The sequence below is a fragment of the Polynucleobacter aenigmaticus genome (genome assembly GCF_002206635.1).
Lineage (GTDB): Bacteria > Pseudomonadota > Gammaproteobacteria > Burkholderiales > Burkholderiaceae > Polynucleobacter > Polynucleobacter aenigmaticus.
In genome coordinates, this window is record NZ_NGUO01000012.1 from 47,614 (window position 1) to 68,341 (window position 20,728).

The window sequence follows — 20,728 nt, forward strand, 5'->3', positions numbered from 1 at the left end:
GCATTCTTCAATATATGTCAGAATCTTTTGCATGACCACCCTTAAATCTACCGAATATTGCGTGATAAAAGCCCCTTTTGGCTACTTAGGCTTGCAAACGGAGTTGGTGGACGGGAGTTTGATGATCTCAAAAATTGATTATTTGCCCCTAAATACCGCATTGAGCCCGCCGAGCAATCATCTGGCTAAGGCATTTTTAAAGCAGTGTGATCAATATTTTAAAAATGCCTCTTTTGCTTTTGATCTGCCACTCAAGCCTGCTGGCACAACTCATCAGCAAAAAGTTTGGAGTGCCGCTCAAGCTATTGAGTTGGGCAAGACCAGTACTTATGGTGAGATCGCAAAAATGATTCAGAGTGGACCTCGTGCTGTTGGGACTGCCTGTGGCGCCAATCCATATCCTTTGGTTACTCCATGCCACAGGGTGGTTTCTGCGCAGGGTCTTGGGGGTTTTATGAGGGAAGATAGCCCTGGTTTTTATCGCCAGGTCAAACTTTGGCTTTTAAAACACGAGGGCGCGCTCTAACGACTTGCTGTTGTGAGTTTTCTCAAGCGACCAGAGGCGGTATAAAAAAATGATTTCATAAGAAAGTCATTGCTAGCAGCTAGTTTGGTAAAGCCATAGAAAATCCAGACCGTATTTCTAGATAGCTTCATCTTTGCTTTGTTGCTAAATTCTTGATTGGCAGCAATTTTTTCTAGCGTCATTACTGCAAGGCCAAACGCTAAGAGACAGAAACGCCGCATACCAATTTCATTTTTTGGAATTAGAAGAATATAACTAAGAGAGCCCTGTAGTTTTTCATAGGCAATCTTGAGAAGCTCGGCTTGACTCATCTGCGCAGGGCTCCAGGAAACTCCACGTGCGTAGTCTTCCGGTGAGTCTTTCAGGATGTTGGTCATTTGTAAGGCTTGGCCAAATTCAATGGCCAACTTCTCATGGCCGCCGATGTGTTCTGCAAATTCAGGGGAGTAGTAGCCAAAGATCGTGGTGAGAAGCTCCCCAACTACTCCTGCTACAACATAGCAATACTCTTCAAATTCAGCGAGGTCTTTAAGGCCCTCTTGCGTTTGTCGATTGTGAAAATGTGACATGCCCTTAGACATGATCGAAACACAGCGACTAATAGCCGCCCGATCTCTACTGGGAAAAGTATGAAGAATTCGAAGAACAGTTGGCGTGTGAGCAATTAAATCGAGCTCATCAATATTAGAGTGGCCCCGCAAAGCATTTAGGCAGGGCGTCACGAATGATGCTGCGGGAATAGCGCCAAGAACCACATCTAAAAATAGCTTAGATAAATCTTGTTTCTCTATTGGACTAAGTGCAGCAGCATCCTCGATTGTGTCGGCGATGCGACATAGTAAGTAGGTATTGCCAACTACTATTTCAATAGGAGGGGGAAGCAGGGGAATAGTGAGCGCAAAAGTGCGCGAGACAGAACCCAAAATCGCCTTTTGATAGGCTAAATCGGTACTTGGGTTCTCTATGCTCGAATTCACCTATGAATTATGTCAGACAGACTCACCTAAATTTGGCCCTATTGGTTAAATGACATAAGTAACAAGGCCATATAATTTGTGCAAATTCCTAAAGGAGAAATTGGGCGATGCTGATTTGGTTTGTCATCATCTATTGGGTGGTATCTGTAGGTATTGGCCTTTGGGCCGCGCTACGGGTTAAAAACACGGCCGACTTCGCTGCGGCTGGTCATAGCCTCCCCTTGCCTATTGTTACCGCTACCGTATTTGCTACCTGGTTTGGCTCCGAAACGGTGTTGGGTATTCCAGCCATCTTCTTAAAAGAAGGGCTTGGCGGAATTGTTTCTGACCCTTTTGGTTCTTCAATGTGCCTGATTTTGGTTGGACTCTTTTTTGCTCGTCATTTGTACAACCGTCGCATGCTCACTATTGGTGATTTTTTTAGAGAAAAATATGGCCGTACAGTAGAGGTCTTGGTAACGCTTTGTATTGTGGTTTCTTATTTGGGCTGGGTTGCAGCGCAGATTAAAGCCTTGGGATTAGTCTTTAATGTAGTTTCTGAGGGGGGAATTTCTCAAACTGGGGGTATGTTGATTGGCGCAGGAAGTGTATTGATCTACACCCTCTTCGGCGGCATGTGGTCAGTGGCGATTACTGACTTCATTCAGATGATCATCATTGTGGTGGGAATGCTCTACATCGGCGGTGAGATGGCAGTTCAAACTGGGGGCATTGGTGTGGTACTCGAGCATGCGGCCGCTGCTGGACAGTTTTCCAACTTCTGGCCAGATATGAATCTTGCCTCCATCTTGGGCTTTGTGGCTGCCTTATGCACCATGATGTTGGGTTCGATTCCTCAGCAAGACGTCTTTCAACGCATTACTTCATCTAAGAACGTCAATATTGCAGTGCAGGCAGCCCTATTGGGTGGTGTGCTGTATTTCATCTTTGCTTTTGTCCCACTTTATTTGGCTTACTCTGCCACCATCATTAATCCGGATCTGGTGAAGCAATACCTAGATACTGATCCGCAAATGATTTTGCCTAAGCTGATCTTGAATCACGCGCCACTGATTGCGCAGGTAATGTTTTTTGGCGCCTTACTGTCGGCCATTAAGAGTTGTGCCAGCGCCACCTTGTTGGCACCGTCAGTGACGTTTGCTGAAAATATTGTGAGAGGTTTTTTCAAGCACCTATCTGATCAAGACTTATTGAAAGTGATGCGGATTACTGTTTTGTGTTTTGCGGTGATAGTCACATTCTTTGCGATCAACTCCCATTTATCAATTTTTAAGATGGTTGAGAGTGCCTACAAGATCACCTTAGTGGCGGCTTTTGTGCCACTCGCGTTTGGGATTTATTGGTCAAAAGCCAATTCCCTCGGAGGTTTGTTGGCAGTTTTAGGCGGCCTCTCCGTCTGGATTGGTTGCGAAACATTGGCGCCCAATGCCACTCTTCCCCCTCAATTGGCTGGTCTTTTGGCCAGCATCGTAGGCATGCTTTTGGGTGGATTGGTGCCTAGGGCCCAATTACGTGCGAATTGATCGCTGATTAGTCTAAAAATTAGTCAACAATATTTTGTTGCACTGCAAAATATTCTCCTCTAATATGACGCTAATTCAAAATTTTTTATCTTTATGGAGTTCTTATGAAAATCTGTGTAATCGGTGGAGGGGGCGCTATTGGCGGTTACCTTGCTGTCATGTTGGCACGCGCTGGCAATGATGTAACAGTCGTTGCCCGTGGTGCTACTTTGGCTGCGATTAAAGAACGTGGGCTGGCATTAATCATGAATGATCAGCCTGAGCCTTTAGTGGCGGAAGTAAAGGCGGTTGAGAAAATTACGGATGCTGAAACTCCAGATGTGGTCATGCTGGCGGTGAAAGCGCATCAGGTTGAGCCCATCATTCATGATCTTGCCTCCATCATGGGCCCAGACACGATTTTGATTCCAATGCAAAACGGCATTCCTTGGTGGTACTTCCAGAAGTTGGGTGGCGACTATCAAGATCACTCGGTTGAGACGGTGGATGCTGGCGGCGTTGCCAAGAAGACAATCAACCCAAATAATATTATTGGTTGCGTAGTGTATCCAGCCACCTTTACTCAAGCCCCGGGTGTGATTCGTCACGTTGAAGGCAATCGTTTCCCATTGGGTGAGCTCGATGGCCAGTCAACAGAGCGCGTTCAAAAGATGTCAGAGATGATGGCTGCAGCTGGATTTAAATCTCCAGTCTTGAGCGATATCCGCTCTGAAATTTGGTTGAAGTTGTGGGGCAATATGACCTTCAATCCAATCAGCTCCCTAACCCACGGTACTTTGGAGGGCATTTGCCAATACCCACTGACCAAAGAGTTGGCTCGCAATATGATGGCCGAAGCGCAAACTATCGCCGAGAAGCTAGGCGTCACTTTCCGTGTGGATATTGAACGTCGTATTGCTGGCGCTGAAAAAGTCGGCAAGCACAAGACATCCATGCTGCAAGACTTAGAAGCGGGTCGTAGCCTGGAGATTGATGCGTTGTTGGGCTCTGTAATTGAGCTGGGCAAGATTACTGAAACACCAACGCCTTGCCTCAACACAGTTTTCGCATTAACAAAGTATCTAGATGAAAATGTTCAGGCTTCCAAAGGCAGCCTGGCATTGCCATCTGTTTCGGGTTACTAAAAGAAGTTTAGAGAAGTTTTGGAATTGAATATCTAAAACACTGATGTATTAAAAATCCCTCACCACTGAGCATGGTGAGGGATTTTTTTATTAGAGATTTAGTTTTAGATTGGTGGTCATATTGGTTTATTCAAAATGATTGTCTAAACGCCCAACGCCATCAATGATGATGCTGACATTGCTACCTGGTTTCATAGAGCCAACACCAACAGAAGTTCCGCAGGCGATGATGTCACCAGCTTGTAATGGGATATCTTGAGAAATTAAGCTAACCAATTTTGCTGGCGGGAAAATCATATCCGCGATTGGGTAGTTCTGACGCTCTTGATCATTCAAGATTGTTTTGATAGTGAGTGTGCTCGGATCAACATCTGTAGTGATGTAGGGGCCAAAGACGCCAAAGGTATTAAAGCTCTTAGAGCGCGTCCATTGGGCATAGCCTGGATCTCGATTTAAAATCTCAATAGCGGTCACATCGTTAATGCAGGTGTAACCAAAAATCGCACTAGCTGCTTGTGCCTCATCCACTTCATGGCAATCCTTGCCAATCACAATGCCAAGCTCACCCTCATAGACTACTTTTCCCGAGTATGACTTTGGGGTGCGAATGACTTGATTTGCGGCTAAGAAAGAATTATTTCCCTTGAGGAAGTACAAAGGCTCAGCCGGCACTGCATGCTCAAGCTTGGTGACGAGTGCATGAAAGTTGTCTACCATGGCAACCATCTTTGACGGTGTGCATGGGATATCAATGGTGACATCGGACAGTTTTACTGTTTCGCCGGTGGCTTGGGGGTTGTTAAATAAGTCACCTGTATACACAGCGATCTGATCGCCCTGCACCTGCCCCAAACCTAGTTTGCCTTGATGTTGGAATCTGAGCCACTGAGCCATAATGAATTCTCCTGATATTTAATAAACAACATCTTACAGGGATGTATTTATGACCAAGAATTCTGAATTGATATTTGCACCTGAATTGGATCAGCCAGTTCGGTATATCGAACGTACCCGAAATTACTACCTCGGTTTGGGATATCAAACGCCCTATGTCTGGGCACACTACAGTGATGTTCCCTTTACCCCACTGAGCAAAGCGCTCAATCAAGCTGTTTTGGCGTTAGTGACCACTGCAGTTCCTTTTGATGCGAGTAAGGGGCCACAGGGTCCTAGGGCGCCATACAATGCGGCCGCGAAGTTTTACGAGCCATACAGTCAATCAATTGATGAAGAGTTGGATTTACGTATTGCACATGTGGGTATTGATCGACGCAATGCCAATATGGAAGATTCAAATTGTTGGTTTCCGCTCAATGCGGCGAAGCGGGCGGCAGAGTCTGGGCGCATTCAATCCTTGTCGAAACATGTTTACGGTCTGCCTACTAACCGGAGTCAGCGCCACACTTTAGAAATAGATGCGCCGTTGATCTTAAGTAAGATGCGCTTAGATAAAGTGGATGTTGCTGTGTTGATTCCGAATTGCCCCATTTGCCACCAAAGCCAAAGCCTCTTAGCGGGTTATCTGGAGGAGGCTGGGATTCCCACTGTCATCATGGGGGCGGCAAAAGATATTGTGGAGTACTGTGGGGTGCCACGTTTTTTGTTTAGCGATCTTCCATTGGGGAACGCGGCGGCTTTACCTGACCATCCTCAATCACAAGATGCAAACTTTGAATTGGCTCTGCGTCTACTGGAGGGCGCTCCAGGTCCAAGAACAACCATGCAGTCGCCTTTAGTCTGGTCGCTTGATCCTTCTTGGAAATTGGATTACTCCAATCTGGACCGACTTTCCCCTGAGGAAATTTTGCATTTGCGTGAAGAGGCAGAAAAAGCGCGCATTACCGCACGCGATATGAGGGTAAAAAGTGTTGGTGCTTAAGTTTGCCTAGATAGCGAGTACTCGCACAAGGCATGCAATGCTGCTGTTGCTTCATTCTGCGGGAAGTCTTTAAGGCACTCCAGCGCAAGATCTACCTCTCTTTTTGCTGCAGCTTGGGTGTAATCCAAAGCGCCTGAGTTTTGAACTGCACTGAGAATCTGTGCAAAGACATCCTCTGGCAAATCTTGATTTTGTTCGATAGCCGCTCGGACTAACAAGCGCTCTTCAGCGCTACCATTCTCAAGAAGGTAAATCAGTGGGAGCGTAGGCTTGCCCTCCCTTAAGTCATCGCCAGCATTTTTCCCCATTTGGGATGCATCGGCGATGTAATCCAAAAGGTCATCCATTAATTGAAAGGCAGTTCCAACATGACGACCAAAAGCAGCAGATTGCTCTCGTTGCTTGCTATCAGCGCCTGCCAGAATGGCTCCAAGCTCAGTCGAGGCCTCAAATAGCTTGGCAGTTTTATAGCGAATCACCCGCAGATAACTCTCTTCATCTACTTCTGGGTCATTCATATTGAGAAGTTGTAAGACTTCCCCCTCGGCAATCGTATTCGTTGCATCAGAGAGAATTTCCATGATTCGCAGGTCATTTGGCCCAATCATCATCTGAAAGGCTCTGGAGTACAGAAAGTCACCCACCAAAACGCTTGCAGCATTGCCAAAAGCGGCATTTGCAGTTTCTCGACCTCTTCTGAGGGTAGATTCGTCGACAACATCATCATGCAGAAGGGTAGCTGTATGGATAAATTCCACTACGGCAGCTAGTTCTAGGGCATGGGGAGTTTCTTTGCCATTCGCTAAAGCTTTGCAGGCAAGTAGTAAAAGGGCTGGCCGCACCCGTTTTCCACCTGCCTGAATGATGTAAGTGGAGATTTGGTCGATTAAGGCGACTTTGGAGGCTAGTCGAAGGCGGATAACCTCGTCTAAGGCCTTGAAATCTATAGAAATTGGGGCCAAAATTTGGCTTAATTCATTGGTTTTGACACTGGTCGACATGCAATATATAATAATGGGCTTAGCTCATCCAGGGTGGATTAGCTTAAACGTAGAATTAATTTGAGGTTTCACACCATGTACGCGGTCATAAAAACCGGTGGCAAACAGTATAAAGTTGCTGCAGGCGAAAAATTGAAAATAGAACAGATACCAGCGGAAATCGGCAGCGAAATCACTCTTGACCAAGTCCTCGCCGTAGGCGAAGGCGCTTCACTCAAATTGGGTGATCCATTGGTTAATGGTGCAGCTGTGATGGCCACTGTCGTCTCCCAAGGACGTCACGATAAAGTGACAATCTTTAAGATGCGCCGTCGCAAGCATTATCAAAAGCACCAAGGCCATCGTCAGAATTACACAGAAATTCTGATTAACACGATTAAAGCCTAATTTAGGCTAACGGCTAAATAGCAGGAGAAATATATGGCACAGAAAAAAGGCGGCGGCTCGACACGAAATGGCCGCGACTCAGAATCGAAACGCTTAGGCGTTAAGGTATTTGGCGGCGAGCAGATCAACGCTGGCAGCATCATCATTCGTCAACGTGGCACACGTGTTCATCCGGGTGTAAACGTTGGTATTGGTAAAGATCACACTTTGTTCGCCTTGATTGACGGACAAGTGGAATTTGGCGTTAAGGGTGCTTTGAAGAAGGCCCAGGTTTCAGTTCTCCCGCGTTCATAAGACGCCTGACTGAGACACGTTTGATTCAGATTTATTCCGAATTTAACTCTTAGGAACAGGCCTCGCAGTAGCGAGGCCTTTTTTATTCATGAAATTTATAGACGAAGCTCGTATTGAAGTAATTGCTGGCCAAGGTGGCGCTGGGAGTGCATCCATGCGCCGCGAAAAGTTTATCGAATTCGGTGGTCCCGATGGTGGCGACGGTGGCAAAGGCGGAAGCGTTTGGGCTACAGCGGATCGCAACATCAACACGCTGATCGACTATCGCTATGCTAAAACGCACACTGCAAAAAACGGTGAGCCAGGTCGTGGCGCCGATTGCTATGGTCGCGCAGGTGACGACATTGAATTACGTATGCCAGTTGGCACCATTATTTCTGACTACGAAACGGGTGAGCCGATTGCTGACTTAGCTACTCATGGCGAGCGTCTTTGCTTGGCACAGGGTGGTGTTGGTGGCTGGGGAAATATTCACTTTAAGAGTAGTACAAACCGCGCTCCACGCCAGAAAACCAATGGAAAAGATGGCGAACGTCGTAAGCTTAAGCTTGAATTAAAAGTATTAGCTGACGTTGGTTTGTTGGGCATGCCGAATGCTGGAAAATCAACCTTGATTACCGCTGTTTCGAACGCACGTCCAAAGATTGCTGATTATCCATTTACAACTCTCCACCCGAATTTAGGTGTGGTGCGCGTAGGTGCTGAGCGTAGCTTTGTGATTGCGGATATTCCAGGCTTGATTGAAGGTGCCGCAGAAGGTGCTGGTCTGGGCCATCGCTTCTTAAGACATTTGCAGCGCACTGGCGTACTTCTACATTTGGTGGATATCGCGCCATTTGATGAGAACGTTGATCCAGTAGCCGATGCTGTAGCTATCGTGAATGAATTACGCAAGTATGATGAAGCTCTCGTCGAAAAGCCGCGCTGGTTAGTGTTGAATAAAGTCGACATGATCCCTGAAGAAGATCGCAAGAAAGTAGTTTCGGACTTCATCAAGCGCTTTAAGTGGAAAGGTCCTGTATTTGAGATCTCCGCCTTAACAGGTTTAGGTTGCGATAAGCTTTGTTACTCTTTGCAGGACTACTTGGATTCTGTTCGCAAAGATCGTGATGATGCGGATGAGCGTGCAGCTGATCCTCGCTATCAAGCTCAAGTTCCACCAGAAGATACAGCCCCAGATTAAATAATCGTCATTTGAATACGCATTTGATATGAATACTCAGAAAACAAAACGTATTGTTGTCAAAGTAGGCTCCAGCTTAGTCACAAATAATGGCGAAGGTTTGGATCATGCTGCTATTGCGAAGTGGGCAGAACAAATGGCTGCCTTATTAAGTGCTGGCCATGAGGTTTTAATGGTGAGCTCTGGTGCGATTGCCGAAGGAATGCAGCGTCTTGGATGGACGAAGCGCCCACAAGATATTCACCAACTTCAAGCGGCAGCTGCAGTGGGCCAGATGGGCTTAGTACAAGTGTACGAAAGTTGTTTTGCGCGTTTTAATTTGCGCAGCGCTCAGGTTTTGTTGACCAATGCAGACTTGGCACATGCGGAGCGCAATGCGAATGCCAAGGCAACTTTAGATACGCTGTTGAAGCTTGGCGTTGTTCCAATCATTAATGAAAACGATACCGTAGTTACCGATGAAATTAAATTTGGGGACAACGATAGTTTGGCTGCCCTAGTAACTAATTTAATTCATGCCGATTTATTGGTGATCTTGACTGACCAAGGTGGTTTATTTACAGCTGATCCACGTCAAGATACTTCAGCTACTTTATTAAGTGACGCTATTGCTGGTGACCCTGCGCTAGAAAAAATGGCAGGCGGAGCTGCAAGTGAACTCAGTAAGGGTGGAATGCTCACCAAGGTATTGGCGGCAAAGATTGCTGCTCAAACGGGTGCTTCCACCGTGATTGCCTCAGGACACGAGCCTAATGTGCTGACTCGCTTAATAAGCGGCGAAAAAATTGGCACATGCTTGACTGCTGCTTAAGAGTCAAAGCTCACTCAACATTTACTTTAATTGATCACGCCAAATGAGTTAGTGGGTTTAGTCTGCCCAGTAAATCCATTGGGGTTGAGTGACTGAAGAATATTCTTGATGTTCTTTTCTTGAGAAGCAAAGTTGCATAGCGCACCTTGGGCTAATGCTGCTTGATAGCGATTAGGTGTGTTGTCTTGGATGGCTCGCCAGCTAGATAGGGGATTTTCTTTCCAGGTTCCATTTTCAAAGGTGCCATACAGGCGCCATTGAAATGAATCGCAGCGGATACCTTCATACTGAACTTGGCTATTACCGTTCGGGCTGGTCAGAATGACGACATATCTGGTGATGCCATCGTTGCCAATCAAAATCGAGTTGGTGTCTACGGCAAACTTAAAAATAGTCTGTTGAGATACGTAAAAAGGTTGGGTAGTGGCTTTGTTTGGTGGGTTTAAAGGCATAGCCGTTAGGCCCTCTTTAAAAACCATTGGCGCAAATGGGTCGACTCCACTCTCTAGGGGGTCTCCCGCGCAGCCTGCCAAGCCAAAAATCACGGCCAAGCCAAGGGAAGAAAGTCGAATACTGTGAATAGAGAGTTTCATCATGGCTTATCAGTAGATTTTGGTTCTTGGGGCTCATCGTCCTCGCCCACATAAAAGGATTGAAGCATCTCAAGCGGAGATCCCCAGGCAAGTTGTTGCATACGAATGCCACGGGATAGGTAGCGCGCAAGCTCAGAGAGGGCTAATTGATAAACTTCGCGTTTGAAGTCAATAACCGAATCCAATTGAATCCAGAAAGGAATCCAACGCCAGGCATCAAATTCAGGGTGTTCTGATGCGCGCAGGTGAATATCGCTGTCTGAGCCCACTAAACGCAATAAAAACCAGATTTGTTTTTGGCCGCGATAGCTTGCCCTATGGGTTTTTGAGGTATGTTGTCGGCGTAAAAATTCCTCAGGGACGTCATAACGAAGCCAATCCCTAGTGCGCCCAATAATTTGGACATGTTCCGGTAGCAAGCCAACTTCCTCATGCAATTCGCGGTACATGGCCTGCTCAGGGCTCTCACCATGCTGAATCCCACCCTGCGGGAACTGCCACGAATGCTGCCCAACGCGTTTTCCCCAGAAAACCTCGTTATGGCTATTGAGGAGGACTATGCCGACATTGGGTCGATACCCTTCACGGTCAAGCATGATCGTGCCTCAAATCCTTTAAAATCAATGATTTGATTATATCTATACATGAAAGCTTCACAATCATTTCTTGCCACGCTAAAAGAAGCCCCCTCCGATGCTGAGGTGGTTTCGCACAAACTCATGGTGCGTGCCGGCTTAATTCGCAAACTCAGTGCGGGTATTTATAACTATTTACCTTTGGGTTTGAAATCCATTCGCAAGGTGGAAAACATTATTCGTGAAGAAATGAATCGCGCAGGCGCAATTGAATTGCTCATGCCAATGATTCAGCCTGCGGAGTTGTGGCAGGAGACGGGCCGCTGGGAAAAGATGGGGCCAGAGTTACTCCGTATTAAAGATCGTCATGATCGCGACTTTTTAATTCAGCCCACCTCTGAGGAGGTAGTGACGGATTTAGCACGCAACGAAATCAAAAGCTATAAACAGCTCCCAGTCAATTTTTATCAAATTCAGACTAAGTTTCGCGATGAGCGTCGTCCTCGTTTTGGCATTATGCGTGGTCGTGAGTTCAGCATGAAAGATGCCTACTCATTTGATCGTGATGCCGAAGGATTAAAGAAGTCTTATCAAATCATGTTTGATGCTTACACCCACATCTTCAAGCGTATGGGACTAAAGTTCCGTGCGGTAACAGCGGATAACGGCGCGATTGGTGGATCTGGTAGTCAAGAATTCCACGTGATCGCAGATACCGGTGAAGATGCGATTGTGTATTGCCCAACATCTGATTACGCAGCAAATTTAGAGGCTGCTGAGTCGCTTTCATTGATTGCAGCACGTGCTACTGCAACTCAGGCTATGGTCAAGGTGCTAACACCAGATCAAACCAACTGTGCAGATGTAGCCAAGTTTTTAGGGTTGCCGCTAGAGCAGACTGTGAAGTCGCTGCTGTTTGCTGCTGATCAAGAAGATGGTCCAGCTAAATTGTTTATGGTGTTGGTTCGTGGTGATCATGATCTCAATGAAATTAAAGCCAGCAAGATTCCGGGTATGTCAGAGTCACGTTTTGCAAGTGAGCCTGAAATCAAGCAAGCATGTAATGCGCCTGCGGGTTACTTGGGCCCTGTCGGCGTGAGTGCAGATGTTACGGTCGTTGCCGATCGTACTGTTGCCAATATGTCTGACTTTGTATGTGGTGCTAATGACGGTGACCATCACTTGACTGGCGTGAACTGGGGTCGTGATCTGCCTGAGCCATTGGTCATGGATTTGCGCAATGCTGTTGTAGGAGATCTTTCTCCTGATGGCAAAGGTGTTGTGGATATTTGTCGTGGCATTGAAGTGGGGCATGTATTTCAGCTGGGTACGCGTTACTCGGAAGCGATGGGTTGCACTTACCTTGATCAACAAGGCAAAGCGCAACCGATGGTGATGGGTTGCTATGGCATTGGCGTTACGCGTTTACTTGCTGCTGCAATTGAGCAAGGTAATGATGAGCGCGGCATTGTTTGGCCGATTTCGATGGCGCCGTTTGAGGTCGTCATTTGCCCAATGGGATATGACAAATCAGAAGCGGTTAAAGCTGCTGCCGATCAATTGCATGATGAGCTCTTCGCCGCTGGCGTGGATGTTGTTCTTGATGATCGTGGAGAGAGACCGGGTGCGATGTTTGCAGACTGGGAATTGATCGGAGTGCCGTTCCGCGTAGTAATTGGAGATCGCGGCTTGGTGGATGCTCAGGTGGAATTCAAGGGCAGGACTGACGCTGAGTCACAAAATATTCCGCTGTCAGAAATTAAAGCAACCGCAATCGCTGCAGTAGATGCAGCTAAGAAACTTATTTCTTAAGTTAAATAAGTTCTTCGCTGTTATTTTTTAAAGAGTCCGCCAATTCCTTTGGCGGCTCCTTTTGCAGCCATGGATGCCATAGTGCGCGCCATTTTTCCACCCTTGAACTGTTTCATCATGGTTTGCATTTGCTCAAACTGTGCCAGTAAGCGATTCACTTCCTGAACTTCTACTCCTGCTCCTGCTGCGATGCGGCGTTTACGAGTAGCTTTCAGTAATTCAGGTTTAGCCCGCTCTTTTGGCGTCATGCTATCAATGATGCCCCGCATACGCCTAGTTTGTTTATCCGCAGCGCTCAAATTGGTTTTGGATGCGGCTTGCGCCATGTGACTTGGTAATTTATCCATCAGGCTGGCCATGCCGCCCATTTGTTGCATCTGTGCGAGTTGGTCTCTGAAATCCCCTAGATCAAATCCGCCCTTGGAAATCTTGCTTGCTAATTTTTCTGCTTTGGCAACATCGACGTTTTGCTGGGCTTGCTCAACCAAGGCAAGGATATCGCCCATGCCCAAAATGCGGTTAGCCATTCGGTCGGCATCAAATGCCTCGAGGCCATCCATTTTTTCGGCAACACCGATAAATTTGAGTGGTACACCAGTGACTTGGCGCACAGAAAGCGCTGCGCCGCCTCGAGAATCACCATCAAGCTTAGTCAGTATTACGCCAGTTAGCGGAAGGGCGTCGTGGAATGCCTTGGCTGTATTGACGGCATCCTGTCCCAACATGGCATCAACGACAAACAAGGTTTCAATAGGATTGAGATTGGCGTGCAAGGTTTTGATTTCTTGCATGAGCGCTTCATCAATACCCAGGCGACCTGCTGTATCAACCAAGAGAACATCAAAGTAATGACGTCGTGCCCAATCTAAGGCTGCTGCAGCAATTTCACTTGGCTTTTGATTGATGTTGCTTGGGAAAAATTCAGCGCCAACTTGTTTTGTGACCGTTTCTAACTGCTCGATAGCGGCAGGACGATATACGTCACAAGAAACCGTTAATACTTTTTTCTTTTTCTTTTCTTGTAAATATTTCGCCAGCTTACCTACAGAGGTGGTTTTACCGGCACCCTGCAGACCAGCCATCAAGATCACGGCCGGCGGTTGGGTGGCTAAATTGAGTTCGCCGCTTTGTGTGGTATCGCCACGCATCACTTGAGCAAGTTCGCGTTGAACGACCCCGACAAGCGCTTGGCCTGGACTGAGACTACCAACTACCTCTTCACCAAGGGCTTTAAATTTGATTTGTTCTAGTAAAGATTTAACGACTGGGAGCGCAACGTCCGCCTCTAGCAAGGCTAAACGGATCTCCCGCAGCATTTCTGCGGTATTACTTTCAGTGAGGCGAGCTTGCCCCCGCATTGTTTTAACAACACGCGATAGGCGGTCGGTGAGATTCTCTAGCATTTATCGATTAGACTTTCCAGATGGATATTTTAGGTTACTCAGGCTCGGGATGGCTCTCATCCGCACTTTATTTGCTTCTTTTGGTCTTATTAAGCTCTAGACCTAAAGGCGAAAGTGAATCTTCCGCTTTTACTGGTCTGATTCAGGGTGCAATCTTGTTGATTCTATTAGTACATGGAATTCAGTTGCACGACTCGGTCTTTACGCCAGAAGGCTTTGTATTCGGTTTTGCCCAAGACCTCTCATTAATCGCATGGGTTGGACTCGCTTTTTATTGGTTTCAGTCGTGGTTTTTGCCTATCTCCAGTTTACGCTGGCTTGTTTTGTTTTTTGCCTTGATCTGTTCAGCTTTGCCTGCTCTTTTTTCTGGCACCTTAATTTCCCCCACAGCCGTGTCGGATCCTTGGTTTAAAGGGCACTTCATTGTTGCGACAATTTCTGTTGGCTTGTTGAGCCTAGCGGCGATGCATGCCATGTTGATGAGCGTACAAGATCGTGCTTTGCATCGCCAATTGGCCATCATCCCCAATAGCCGAGTAGCCCATTGGATTGAGGACTTGCCACCATTGATGACGATGGAAAGCCTCTTGTTTAATTTGCTCTATGTGGGTTTCGCATTGCTGAGCTTGACCGTCTTTTCTGGCTTACTCTTTTCTCAGGCTTTATTCGGTAAGCCCCTTGTTTTTGATCATAAGACCATTTTTGCGCTGATTTCTTGGTTTTTATTTGCTGGTCTTCTGGTTGCCCGTTGGCGCGTTGGCTTACGTGGGCGCGCTGCGGTGCGGTGGGTCTTGAGTGCTTATACTGCCTTGCTCCTAGCCTATGTTGGCAGTCGATTTGTTTTGGAAGTGATTCTTCAGAGAGTATGACGTTTTGATTAAGTGGCTTCTTTTATTTGCTGGTGCAACCCTTTTTTATCTTTGGTTAAAAGGAAAAAAGCAGGCAAAACTCAATACAGACCAAGCCTCCAAAGCAAAAGCGAAACAAGCGAAAATTTCTGAGCCTGAAGCGATTGTTCAGTGCCATTGTTGTTCGGTGCATCTTCCAAAATCGGAGGCAATGGCCAGAGAAGATCGCTTCTATTGCTCAAAAGAGCATCTCGATAGCTTGGATGATCGGGGTTGGATTGGCTCCGCCGCATGGCGAGTCTCCCCCAATCAAGATCTTCGACCCGAAGGCCTTGATCCTGATTTGGTAGTGATTCATCACATCAGTCTGCCACCTGGCGGCTTTGTGGAGCGCAATTGCACTCAATTTATTGTGGACTTCTTCCAAAACAAGCTTGATTCCTCTGCACATCCTTATTTTGAAGAGATTGCTGACCATAAAGTTTCAAGTCATTTCTTGATTTCTCGTCGAGGCGATGTAATCCAGTTTGTTTCTACCCGAAACAAAGCTTGGCATGCTGGCCTGTCATCCTTTTTCGGTCGGGAAAAGTGCAATGATTTTTCGATTGGCGTTGAGTTAGAGGGGGATACCGAGCACCCCTTTGAGGAAATTCAGTATGTAGTTCTTGCTAAATTAAGCATGCAATTGGGAGTGGTTTATCCAAATTTACAATTTGCTGGACATAGCGATGTTGCCCCTGGACGCAAAGCAGACCCAGGCATCCAATTTAGCTGGCAAAAGTTCCAGGCTAAAACAGGTGTTTCTGTCAAAAATTTACCTTTTGGCCTAGATCCTCGCTAGGACTAAAATTAGTATGTGAGCACACGCTCACTTTCTTACCCTTTAGCTAAAAAGGACTTCAAAATACGCACCAAAATGAGCCCTAATTTATTGAAAATATAAGGAAAAATACTTATAAATATTCGCCAGAAATATCTTACTAAATTCCGAATATTTCCCTATACTTAGTACCAAATGCACCTCAAGACACTAGATGTAGTGTTTGAATACAGCAATACCCTATTGTTTTTTAACGATTTTTTGTCCAAATAACTATATAAAAGCAGGAAAAATATGACATACGCCAACCCACAGACTGCCGGCACAAATAACCCAGGAATGCATCCTTCAGATTCAATGAATCAAGCTCCATCGGCTGGCTTTGTTGCTGGCGGAGTGGGTGGTGGTCAGGCTACCCAATTGTCTGATTACAAAATCATTCGCCGCAATGGTTCAGTAGTGGCATTTGAGCCCTCAAAAATCGCGATTGCGGTAACAAAAGCATTTTTAGCGGTTAATGGTGGTCAAGGCGCCGCTTCTGCTCGCGTGCGCGAACAAGTTGAGCAATTGACGCATTTAGTGGTACGCGCCTTATTGCGTAGCCGTCCAAATGGCGGAACTTTCCATATTGAAGATATTCAAGATCAAGTTGAGTTGGCCTTGATGCGTAGTGGCGAGCACAACGTTGCACGTGCTTATGTTCTTTATCGTGAAAAGCGCAATCAAGAGCGTGCAACACAACAGGGCAGCTCTCAAGAAACTCAAGCGGCTACTCAAATTGGCGAATCCGGCCTTAAGGTGATGGATAACGGCGTAGAGAAGTGGCTTGATATGGCTGCTTTGCGTACAATTCTTGAGGCAGCGTGTGAAGGTCTTGGAAATAATATCGATGCAAGCCCAATCATCACTGAAACCATCAAGAATTTGTATGATGGTGTGCCGATGGCGCAAGTGTATGACTCTGCAATTTTGGCTTCACGTACCTTGATTGAAAAAGATCCAGCTTATAGTCAAGTAACTGCACGCATTTTGATGCATGTGATTCGTAAAGAAATTTTAGGTCGCGAAGTATTGCAAGGCGATATGCAAGCTGAGTACGGCACTTATTTTGCTAAATACATCAATGAAGGTATTTCTGCTGAGTTGTTAGATCCACGTATGCGTGAGTTTGATCTCCCACGCCTAGCTGCAGCATTGAACGCTAGCCGAGACTTGCAATTTAACTATCTTGGTCTGCAAACTTTGTATGACCGCTATTTCTTGCACATTGAAGATCGTCGTATTGAAATGCCGCAAGCTTTCTTCATGCGCGTTGCAATGGGCTTATCTTTGAATGAGTTGGATCGTGAACGTCGTGCAATCGAGTTTTATGAAATTCTCTCTACATTTGATTTCATGTCCAGCACACCAACCCTGTTTAATTCAGCAACTATGCGACCACAGTTGTCTAGCTGCTATTTAACAACAGTGGATGACGATCTTGAGGGCATCTATGAAGCCTTGAAAGAAAATGCACTCTTGTCGAAGTTTGCCGGTGGTTTGGGTAATGACTGGACTAACGTTCGCGCCTTGGGAAGTCATATCAAGGGTACTAACGGTAAGTCACAAGGTGTTGTCCCATTCCTTAAGGTAGTGAATGACACGGCAGTTGCAGTGAACCAAGGTGGTAAGCGTAAGGGCGCGGTTTGTGCTTACTTAGAAACATGGCATTTGGATATTGAAGAGTTCTTAGAGTTGCGTAAGAACACGGGTGATGATCGTCGCCGCACGCACGATATGAATACTTCGAATTGGATTCCGGACTTGTTCATGAAGCGCGTAATGGAGGCTGGTGACTGGACATTGTTCACACCATCTACTACTCCTGATTTGCATGATAAATATGGCAAGGCATTTGAAGAGGCTTACGTTGCCTATGAGAAAAAAGCAGATGCTGGTGAGTTGAAGCCATTCCGCCGGATTCCTGCGCAACAATTGTGGCGCAAAATGTTGGGTATGTTGTTTGAAACTGGTCACCCATGGATCACATTCAAAGATCCTTGCAACATTCGTAGCCCACAACAACATGTTGGTGTTGTTCACTCCTCCAACTTGTGTACTGAGATTACGCTCAACACCAACGAGAGCGAGATTGCAGTATGTAACTTGGGCTCTGTGAACTTAACTGCTCACATGACTACCGATGCATCTGGCAAGATGATTTTGGATCACGAGAAGCTTCAAAGAACAATTCGTACCGCAATGCGTATGTTGGATAACGTGATTGATATCAATTACTACGCTGTAGCTAAAGCGCGTAACTCTAATTTGAAGCATCGTCCAGTTGGCATGGGTATTATGGGCTTCCAGGATTGCTTGCACATGCAGCGTATTCCGTATGCAAGTGATGAGGCAGTGAAGTTTGCGGATTCTTCTATGGAAGCAGTTTGCTACTACGCCTACCAAGCCTCTAATGAGTTGGCTGAAGAGCGTGGCGTTTACAGCACATACAAAGGTTCTTTGTGGGATCGCGGCATTCTTCCGCAAGACTCAGTAGCATTGTTGGCTGCAGAGCGTGGTGGTTATCTTGAGGTTGATAGCTCTTCCACTATGAATTGGGATGGTTTACGTGCTCGTATCCAGCAGCACGGTATGCGTAACTCCAATTGCGTGGCGATTGCTCCTACTGCAACGATCTCCAACATTATTGGCGTATCTGCTTGTATCGAGCCGACTTTCCAGAACTTGTTCGTGAAATCCAACTTGTCAGGTGAGTTCACCGTGGTGAATGAGTACTTGGTGCGTGATTTGAAGGATCGTGGCCTCTGGGACGAAGTCATGATCGCGGATTTAAAGTACTTTGACGGTACTTTGTCCAAGATCGATCGCGTTCCACAAGATTTGCGTGATTTGTACGCTACCGCATTTGAAGTGGAGCCAAGCTGGTTGGTTGAGGCTGCTTCACGTCGTCAGAAGTGGATTGATCAAGCGCAGTCACTCAATATCTATATGGGTGGCGCATCTGGAAAGAAATTGGATGACACCTATAAGTTGGCATGGTTGCGCGGCTTGAAGACAACTTATTACCTCCGCACTATGGCTGCAACGCACGTTGAGAAGTCGACCGTTACTAGTGGTCAGCTGAATTCAGTATCAAGTGGCGGCGGTGTGAATGGAACGGATGCTGCAGCTGCACAAGAAGCTGATGGTCCAGCTTGCACAATGCGCCCAGGTGATGCTGGCTTTGAAGAATGTGAAGCATGTCAGTAAGCTATTTGCTTGCTGAGTAAAAAAATAAGAAAACGAGAATTAGGAGAGAGTTATGTTGAATTGGGAAGAAGAAGTTACTCCTGCGTTAGCGAAAGCTAGTCTGGCACCACAACCAGTTGTGTCAGAGCCACAACAACGCCCACAGCCAGACCAGGTTGCTATTGCAGCACCTCAAGATGCTGCACCTGCAACGATGCAGGCTGCTTCAATGGCTGTTGGTGGTGCTGCACTTCGCGTTAATGCTGCCGATAAGCGCGTGATTAATGCAAAGACCGACGTAAATCAGTTGGTGCCATTTAAATATAAATGGGCTTGGGAGAAGTATTTAGCTGGTTGTGCAAACCACTGGATGCCGCAGGAGATCAATATGAATCGCGATATCGCGCTTTGGAAAGATCCAAATGGTTTAACCGAAGATGAGCGTCGCATTATTAAGCGTAATCTAGGTTTCTTCACAACAGCGGATTCTTTAGCGGCAAACAATATTGTTTTGGGTACTTATCGCCACATTACTGCGCCAGAGTGCCGTCAATACCTACTGCGCCAGGCTTTTGAGGAGGCAATTCATACTCACGCCTACCAATATATTGTCGAATCTTTGGGTTTAGATCAAAGTGAAATCTTTAACGCATACAACGAAATTGAGTCTATCCGCGCTAAAGATCAGTTCTTAATTCCTTATATCGACGTACTAACTAATCCAACTTTTAAAACTGGAACATTAGAAACTGACCAAACATTGCTGCGATCACTCATCGTTTTTGCTTGCGTGATGGAAGGATTATTCTTTTATGTTGGTTTTACGCAAATACTTGCAATGGGTCGTCAAAACAAAATGACGGGTGCTGCTGAGCAGTATCAATACATCCTTCGCGACGAGTCTATGCATTGCAATTTTGGCATCGATTTGATTAATCAAATTAAGCTGGAGAACCCGCAGTTATGGACTTCCGCGTTCAAAGATGAGATCAAAGCGATCTTCGAAAAAGCAGTGGAATTAGAGTACCGTTATGCAGAGGATACGATGCCTCGTGGAGTGCTCGGATTGAACGCGCCGATGTTCAAAGGTTACCTAAGATACATCTGTAATCGCAGATGTTTGCAAATAGGACTTGACGCGATGTTCCCAAATGAAGAGAATCCATTCCCATGGATGTCAGAAATGATTGATCTGAAAAAAGAGAGAAACTTTTTTGAGACACGCGTTATTGAGTATCAAACTGGCGGTGCGCTAAGTTGGGAGTAGTGGTTAACTAGAAAGCGTATAGCCGGCTAAATAGGAGATTAGACGGTTGGATAGTTTTAAAAGTAAGCAAAACCAGACTCAGATCCAAAAACCCTTATCCAAGGGTGTCTGGACTATTCTCTCTATTTTTTCCAGCAAATTTAAGAAGCCGTTGTCCTTTGGGGCTACGGCTTTTTTTCCAAGATTCATTAGCGTGCAGCACTTAGCATCAAGCCGCGCGCCGATGAATGGCTCGCTCGTCGGATCCAATTGGTCGCAAGACCAGGCGGAAATGAATGGTCGGGTCTTCTAAATCGGTAGTTTGTACTAATCCTCACGTGAAGGAGCATTACTATGGCAATCGCCAAGAAAAAAGTTGCTGCAAAGAAACCTGCTGCTAAAAAAGTAGCTGCTAAGAAGCCTGCTGCTAAAAAAGTAGCTGCTAAGAAGCCTGCTGCTAAAAAAGCTGACTGCTAAGAAGCCTGCTGCTAAAAAAGT

19 protein-coding genes and 1 pseudogene are annotated in these 20,728 nt (G+C 46.2%); 14 read left to right on the forward strand and 6 right to left on the reverse strand.

Annotated elements, in window-relative coordinates:
* Positions 1-31: 31 nt before the first annotated feature.
* Positions 32-526, forward strand: a complete 495-nt coding sequence (locus tag CBI30_RS08370) for a methylated-DNA--[protein]-cysteine S-methyltransferase (RefSeq protein ID WP_088527850.1) — start codon at positions 32-34, stop codon at positions 524-526.
* On the opposite strand, the gene CBI30_RS08375 is transcribed toward CBI30_RS08370, so the two are convergent.
* Positions 523-1,503, reverse strand: a complete 981-nt coding sequence (locus tag CBI30_RS08375) for a squalene/phytoene synthase family protein (RefSeq protein WP_088527851.1) — start codon at positions 1,501-1,503, stop codon at positions 523-525. The genes CBI30_RS08370 and CBI30_RS08375 overlap by 4 nt on opposite strands.
* A 107-nt stretch (positions 1,504-1,610) precedes the next feature.
* Between CBI30_RS08375 and CBI30_RS08380 the strand changes: the two genes are divergently transcribed.
* Complete coding sequence (locus CBI30_RS08380; protein WP_088527852.1) at positions 1,611-3,026, forward strand: high affinity choline transporter 1; 1,416 nt, start codon at positions 1,611-1,613, stop codon at positions 3,024-3,026.
* 104 nt (positions 3,027-3,130) lie between these two features.
* Positions 3,131-4,150: a 2-dehydropantoate 2-reductase gene (locus CBI30_RS08385; protein WP_088527853.1), complete on the forward strand. Its 1,020-nt coding sequence runs from the start codon at positions 3,131-3,133 to the stop codon at positions 4,148-4,150.
* A gap of 126 nt (positions 4,151-4,276) precedes the next feature.
* On the opposite strand, the gene CBI30_RS08390 is transcribed toward CBI30_RS08385, so the two are convergent.
* Entirely contained in the window at positions 4,277-5,044 is a 768-nt protein-coding gene (locus CBI30_RS08390) for a fumarylacetoacetate hydrolase family protein (RefSeq protein WP_088527854.1), read from the reverse strand.
* Between the two features lie 49 nt (positions 5,045-5,093).
* Between CBI30_RS08390 and CBI30_RS08395 the strand changes: the two genes are divergently transcribed.
* Positions 5,094-6,029, forward strand: a complete 936-nt coding sequence (locus CBI30_RS08395; protein WP_088527855.1) for a glycine/sarcosine/betaine reductase selenoprotein B family protein — start codon at positions 5,094-5,096, stop codon at positions 6,027-6,029.
* On the opposite strand, the gene CBI30_RS08400 is transcribed toward CBI30_RS08395, so the two are convergent.
* Positions 6,026-7,030, reverse strand: a complete 1,005-nt coding sequence (locus CBI30_RS08400; protein ID WP_088527856.1) for a polyprenyl synthetase family protein — start codon at positions 7,028-7,030, stop codon at positions 6,026-6,028. The two genes, CBI30_RS08395 and CBI30_RS08400, sit on opposite strands and share 4 nt — an antisense overlap.
* A gap of 75 nt (positions 7,031-7,105) precedes the next feature.
* Here CBI30_RS08400 and rplU point away from each other — a divergent pair, with 75 nt between their 5' ends.
* From rplU to proB, 4 genes and pseudogenes are all read left to right on the forward strand, one after another.
* Positions 7,106-7,417 (forward strand): 50S ribosomal protein L21, encoded by a 312-nt coding sequence (rplU, locus tag CBI30_RS08405; RefSeq protein ID WP_041484800.1) that lies wholly within the window; start codon positions 7,106-7,108, stop codon positions 7,415-7,417.
* Between the two features lie 33 nt (positions 7,418-7,450).
* The gene (gene rpmA / locus CBI30_RS08410; protein WP_088527857.1) at positions 7,451-7,711 is read left to right on the forward strand and encodes a 50S ribosomal protein L27; all 261 of its coding nucleotides are present in this window, start codon (positions 7,451-7,453) and stop codon (positions 7,709-7,711) included.
* An 88-nt stretch (positions 7,712-7,799) separates the two neighbouring features.
* Entirely contained in the window at positions 7,800-8,894 is a 1,095-nt protein-coding gene (obgE, locus tag CBI30_RS08415) for an Obg family GTPase CgtA (RefSeq protein WP_088527858.1), read from the forward strand.
* A gap of 28 nt (positions 8,895-8,922) precedes the next feature.
* Positions 8,923-9,699: pseudogene (gene proB / locus CBI30_RS08420) on the forward strand (glutamate 5-kinase); the annotation flags it as partial.
* A 32-nt stretch (positions 9,700-9,731) separates the two neighbouring features.
* On the opposite strand, the gene CBI30_RS08425 reads toward proB, so the two are convergent.
* Positions 9,732-10,301 carry a CNP1-like family protein gene (locus CBI30_RS08425; protein WP_088527860.1) on the reverse strand — a complete coding sequence of 190 codons (570 nt, stop codon included), beginning with the start codon at positions 10,299-10,301 and terminating at the stop codon, positions 9,732-9,734.
* On the reverse strand, positions 10,298-10,894 hold the full coding sequence (locus CBI30_RS08430) for an RNA pyrophosphohydrolase (RefSeq protein WP_088527861.1): 597 nt from the start codon (positions 10,892-10,894) through the stop codon (positions 10,298-10,300). The genes CBI30_RS08425 and CBI30_RS08430 overlap by 4 nt, the downstream gene beginning before the upstream one ends.
* Positions 10,895-10,942: 48 nt before the next feature.
* Here CBI30_RS08430 and CBI30_RS08435 point away from each other — a divergent pair, with 48 nt between their 5' ends.
* Complete coding sequence (locus CBI30_RS08435; RefSeq protein WP_088527862.1) at positions 10,943-12,685, forward strand: proline--tRNA ligase; 1,743 nt, start codon at positions 10,943-10,945, stop codon at positions 12,683-12,685.
* Positions 12,686-12,705: 20 nt separating this feature from the next.
* Here the strand turns inward: CBI30_RS08435 and ffh are convergent, their stop codons facing one another.
* The gene (gene ffh / locus CBI30_RS08440) at positions 12,706-14,088 is read right to left on the reverse strand and encodes a signal recognition particle protein (protein WP_088527863.1); all 1,383 of its coding nucleotides are present in this window, start codon (positions 14,086-14,088) and stop codon (positions 12,706-12,708) included.
* A 20-nt stretch (positions 14,089-14,108) separates the two neighbouring features.
* On the opposite strand from ffh, the gene CBI30_RS08445 reads away from it, so the two are divergent.
* The 5 genes from CBI30_RS08445 (at position 14,109) to CBI30_RS11375 (ending at position 20,707) form a co-directional block, all read left to right on the forward strand.
* Positions 14,109-14,957 (forward strand): cytochrome C assembly family protein, encoded by an 849-nt coding sequence (locus CBI30_RS08445; protein WP_088527864.1) that lies wholly within the window; start codon positions 14,109-14,111, stop codon positions 14,955-14,957.
* A gap of 4 nt (positions 14,958-14,961) precedes the next feature.
* Positions 14,962-15,777 (forward strand): 1,6-anhydro-N-acetylmuramyl-L-alanine amidase AmpD, encoded by an 816-nt coding sequence (gene ampD / locus CBI30_RS08450; RefSeq protein ID WP_240553548.1) that lies wholly within the window; start codon positions 14,962-14,964, stop codon positions 15,775-15,777.
* 273 nt (positions 15,778-16,050) lie between these two features.
* Complete coding sequence (locus CBI30_RS08455) at positions 16,051-19,005, forward strand: ribonucleoside-diphosphate reductase subunit alpha (RefSeq protein WP_088527865.1); 2,955 nt, start codon at positions 16,051-16,053, stop codon at positions 19,003-19,005.
* Between the two features lie 52 nt (positions 19,006-19,057).
* On the forward strand, positions 19,058-20,251 hold the full coding sequence (locus tag CBI30_RS08460) for a ribonucleotide-diphosphate reductase subunit beta (protein ID WP_088527866.1): 1,194 nt from the start codon (positions 19,058-19,060) through the stop codon (positions 20,249-20,251).
* Positions 20,252-20,584: 333 nt separating this feature from the next.
* On the forward strand, positions 20,585-20,707 hold the full coding sequence (locus CBI30_RS11375; protein ID WP_276207149.1) for a hypothetical protein: 123 nt from the start codon (positions 20,585-20,587) through the stop codon (positions 20,705-20,707).
* Positions 20,708-20,728 lie beyond the last annotated feature (21 nt).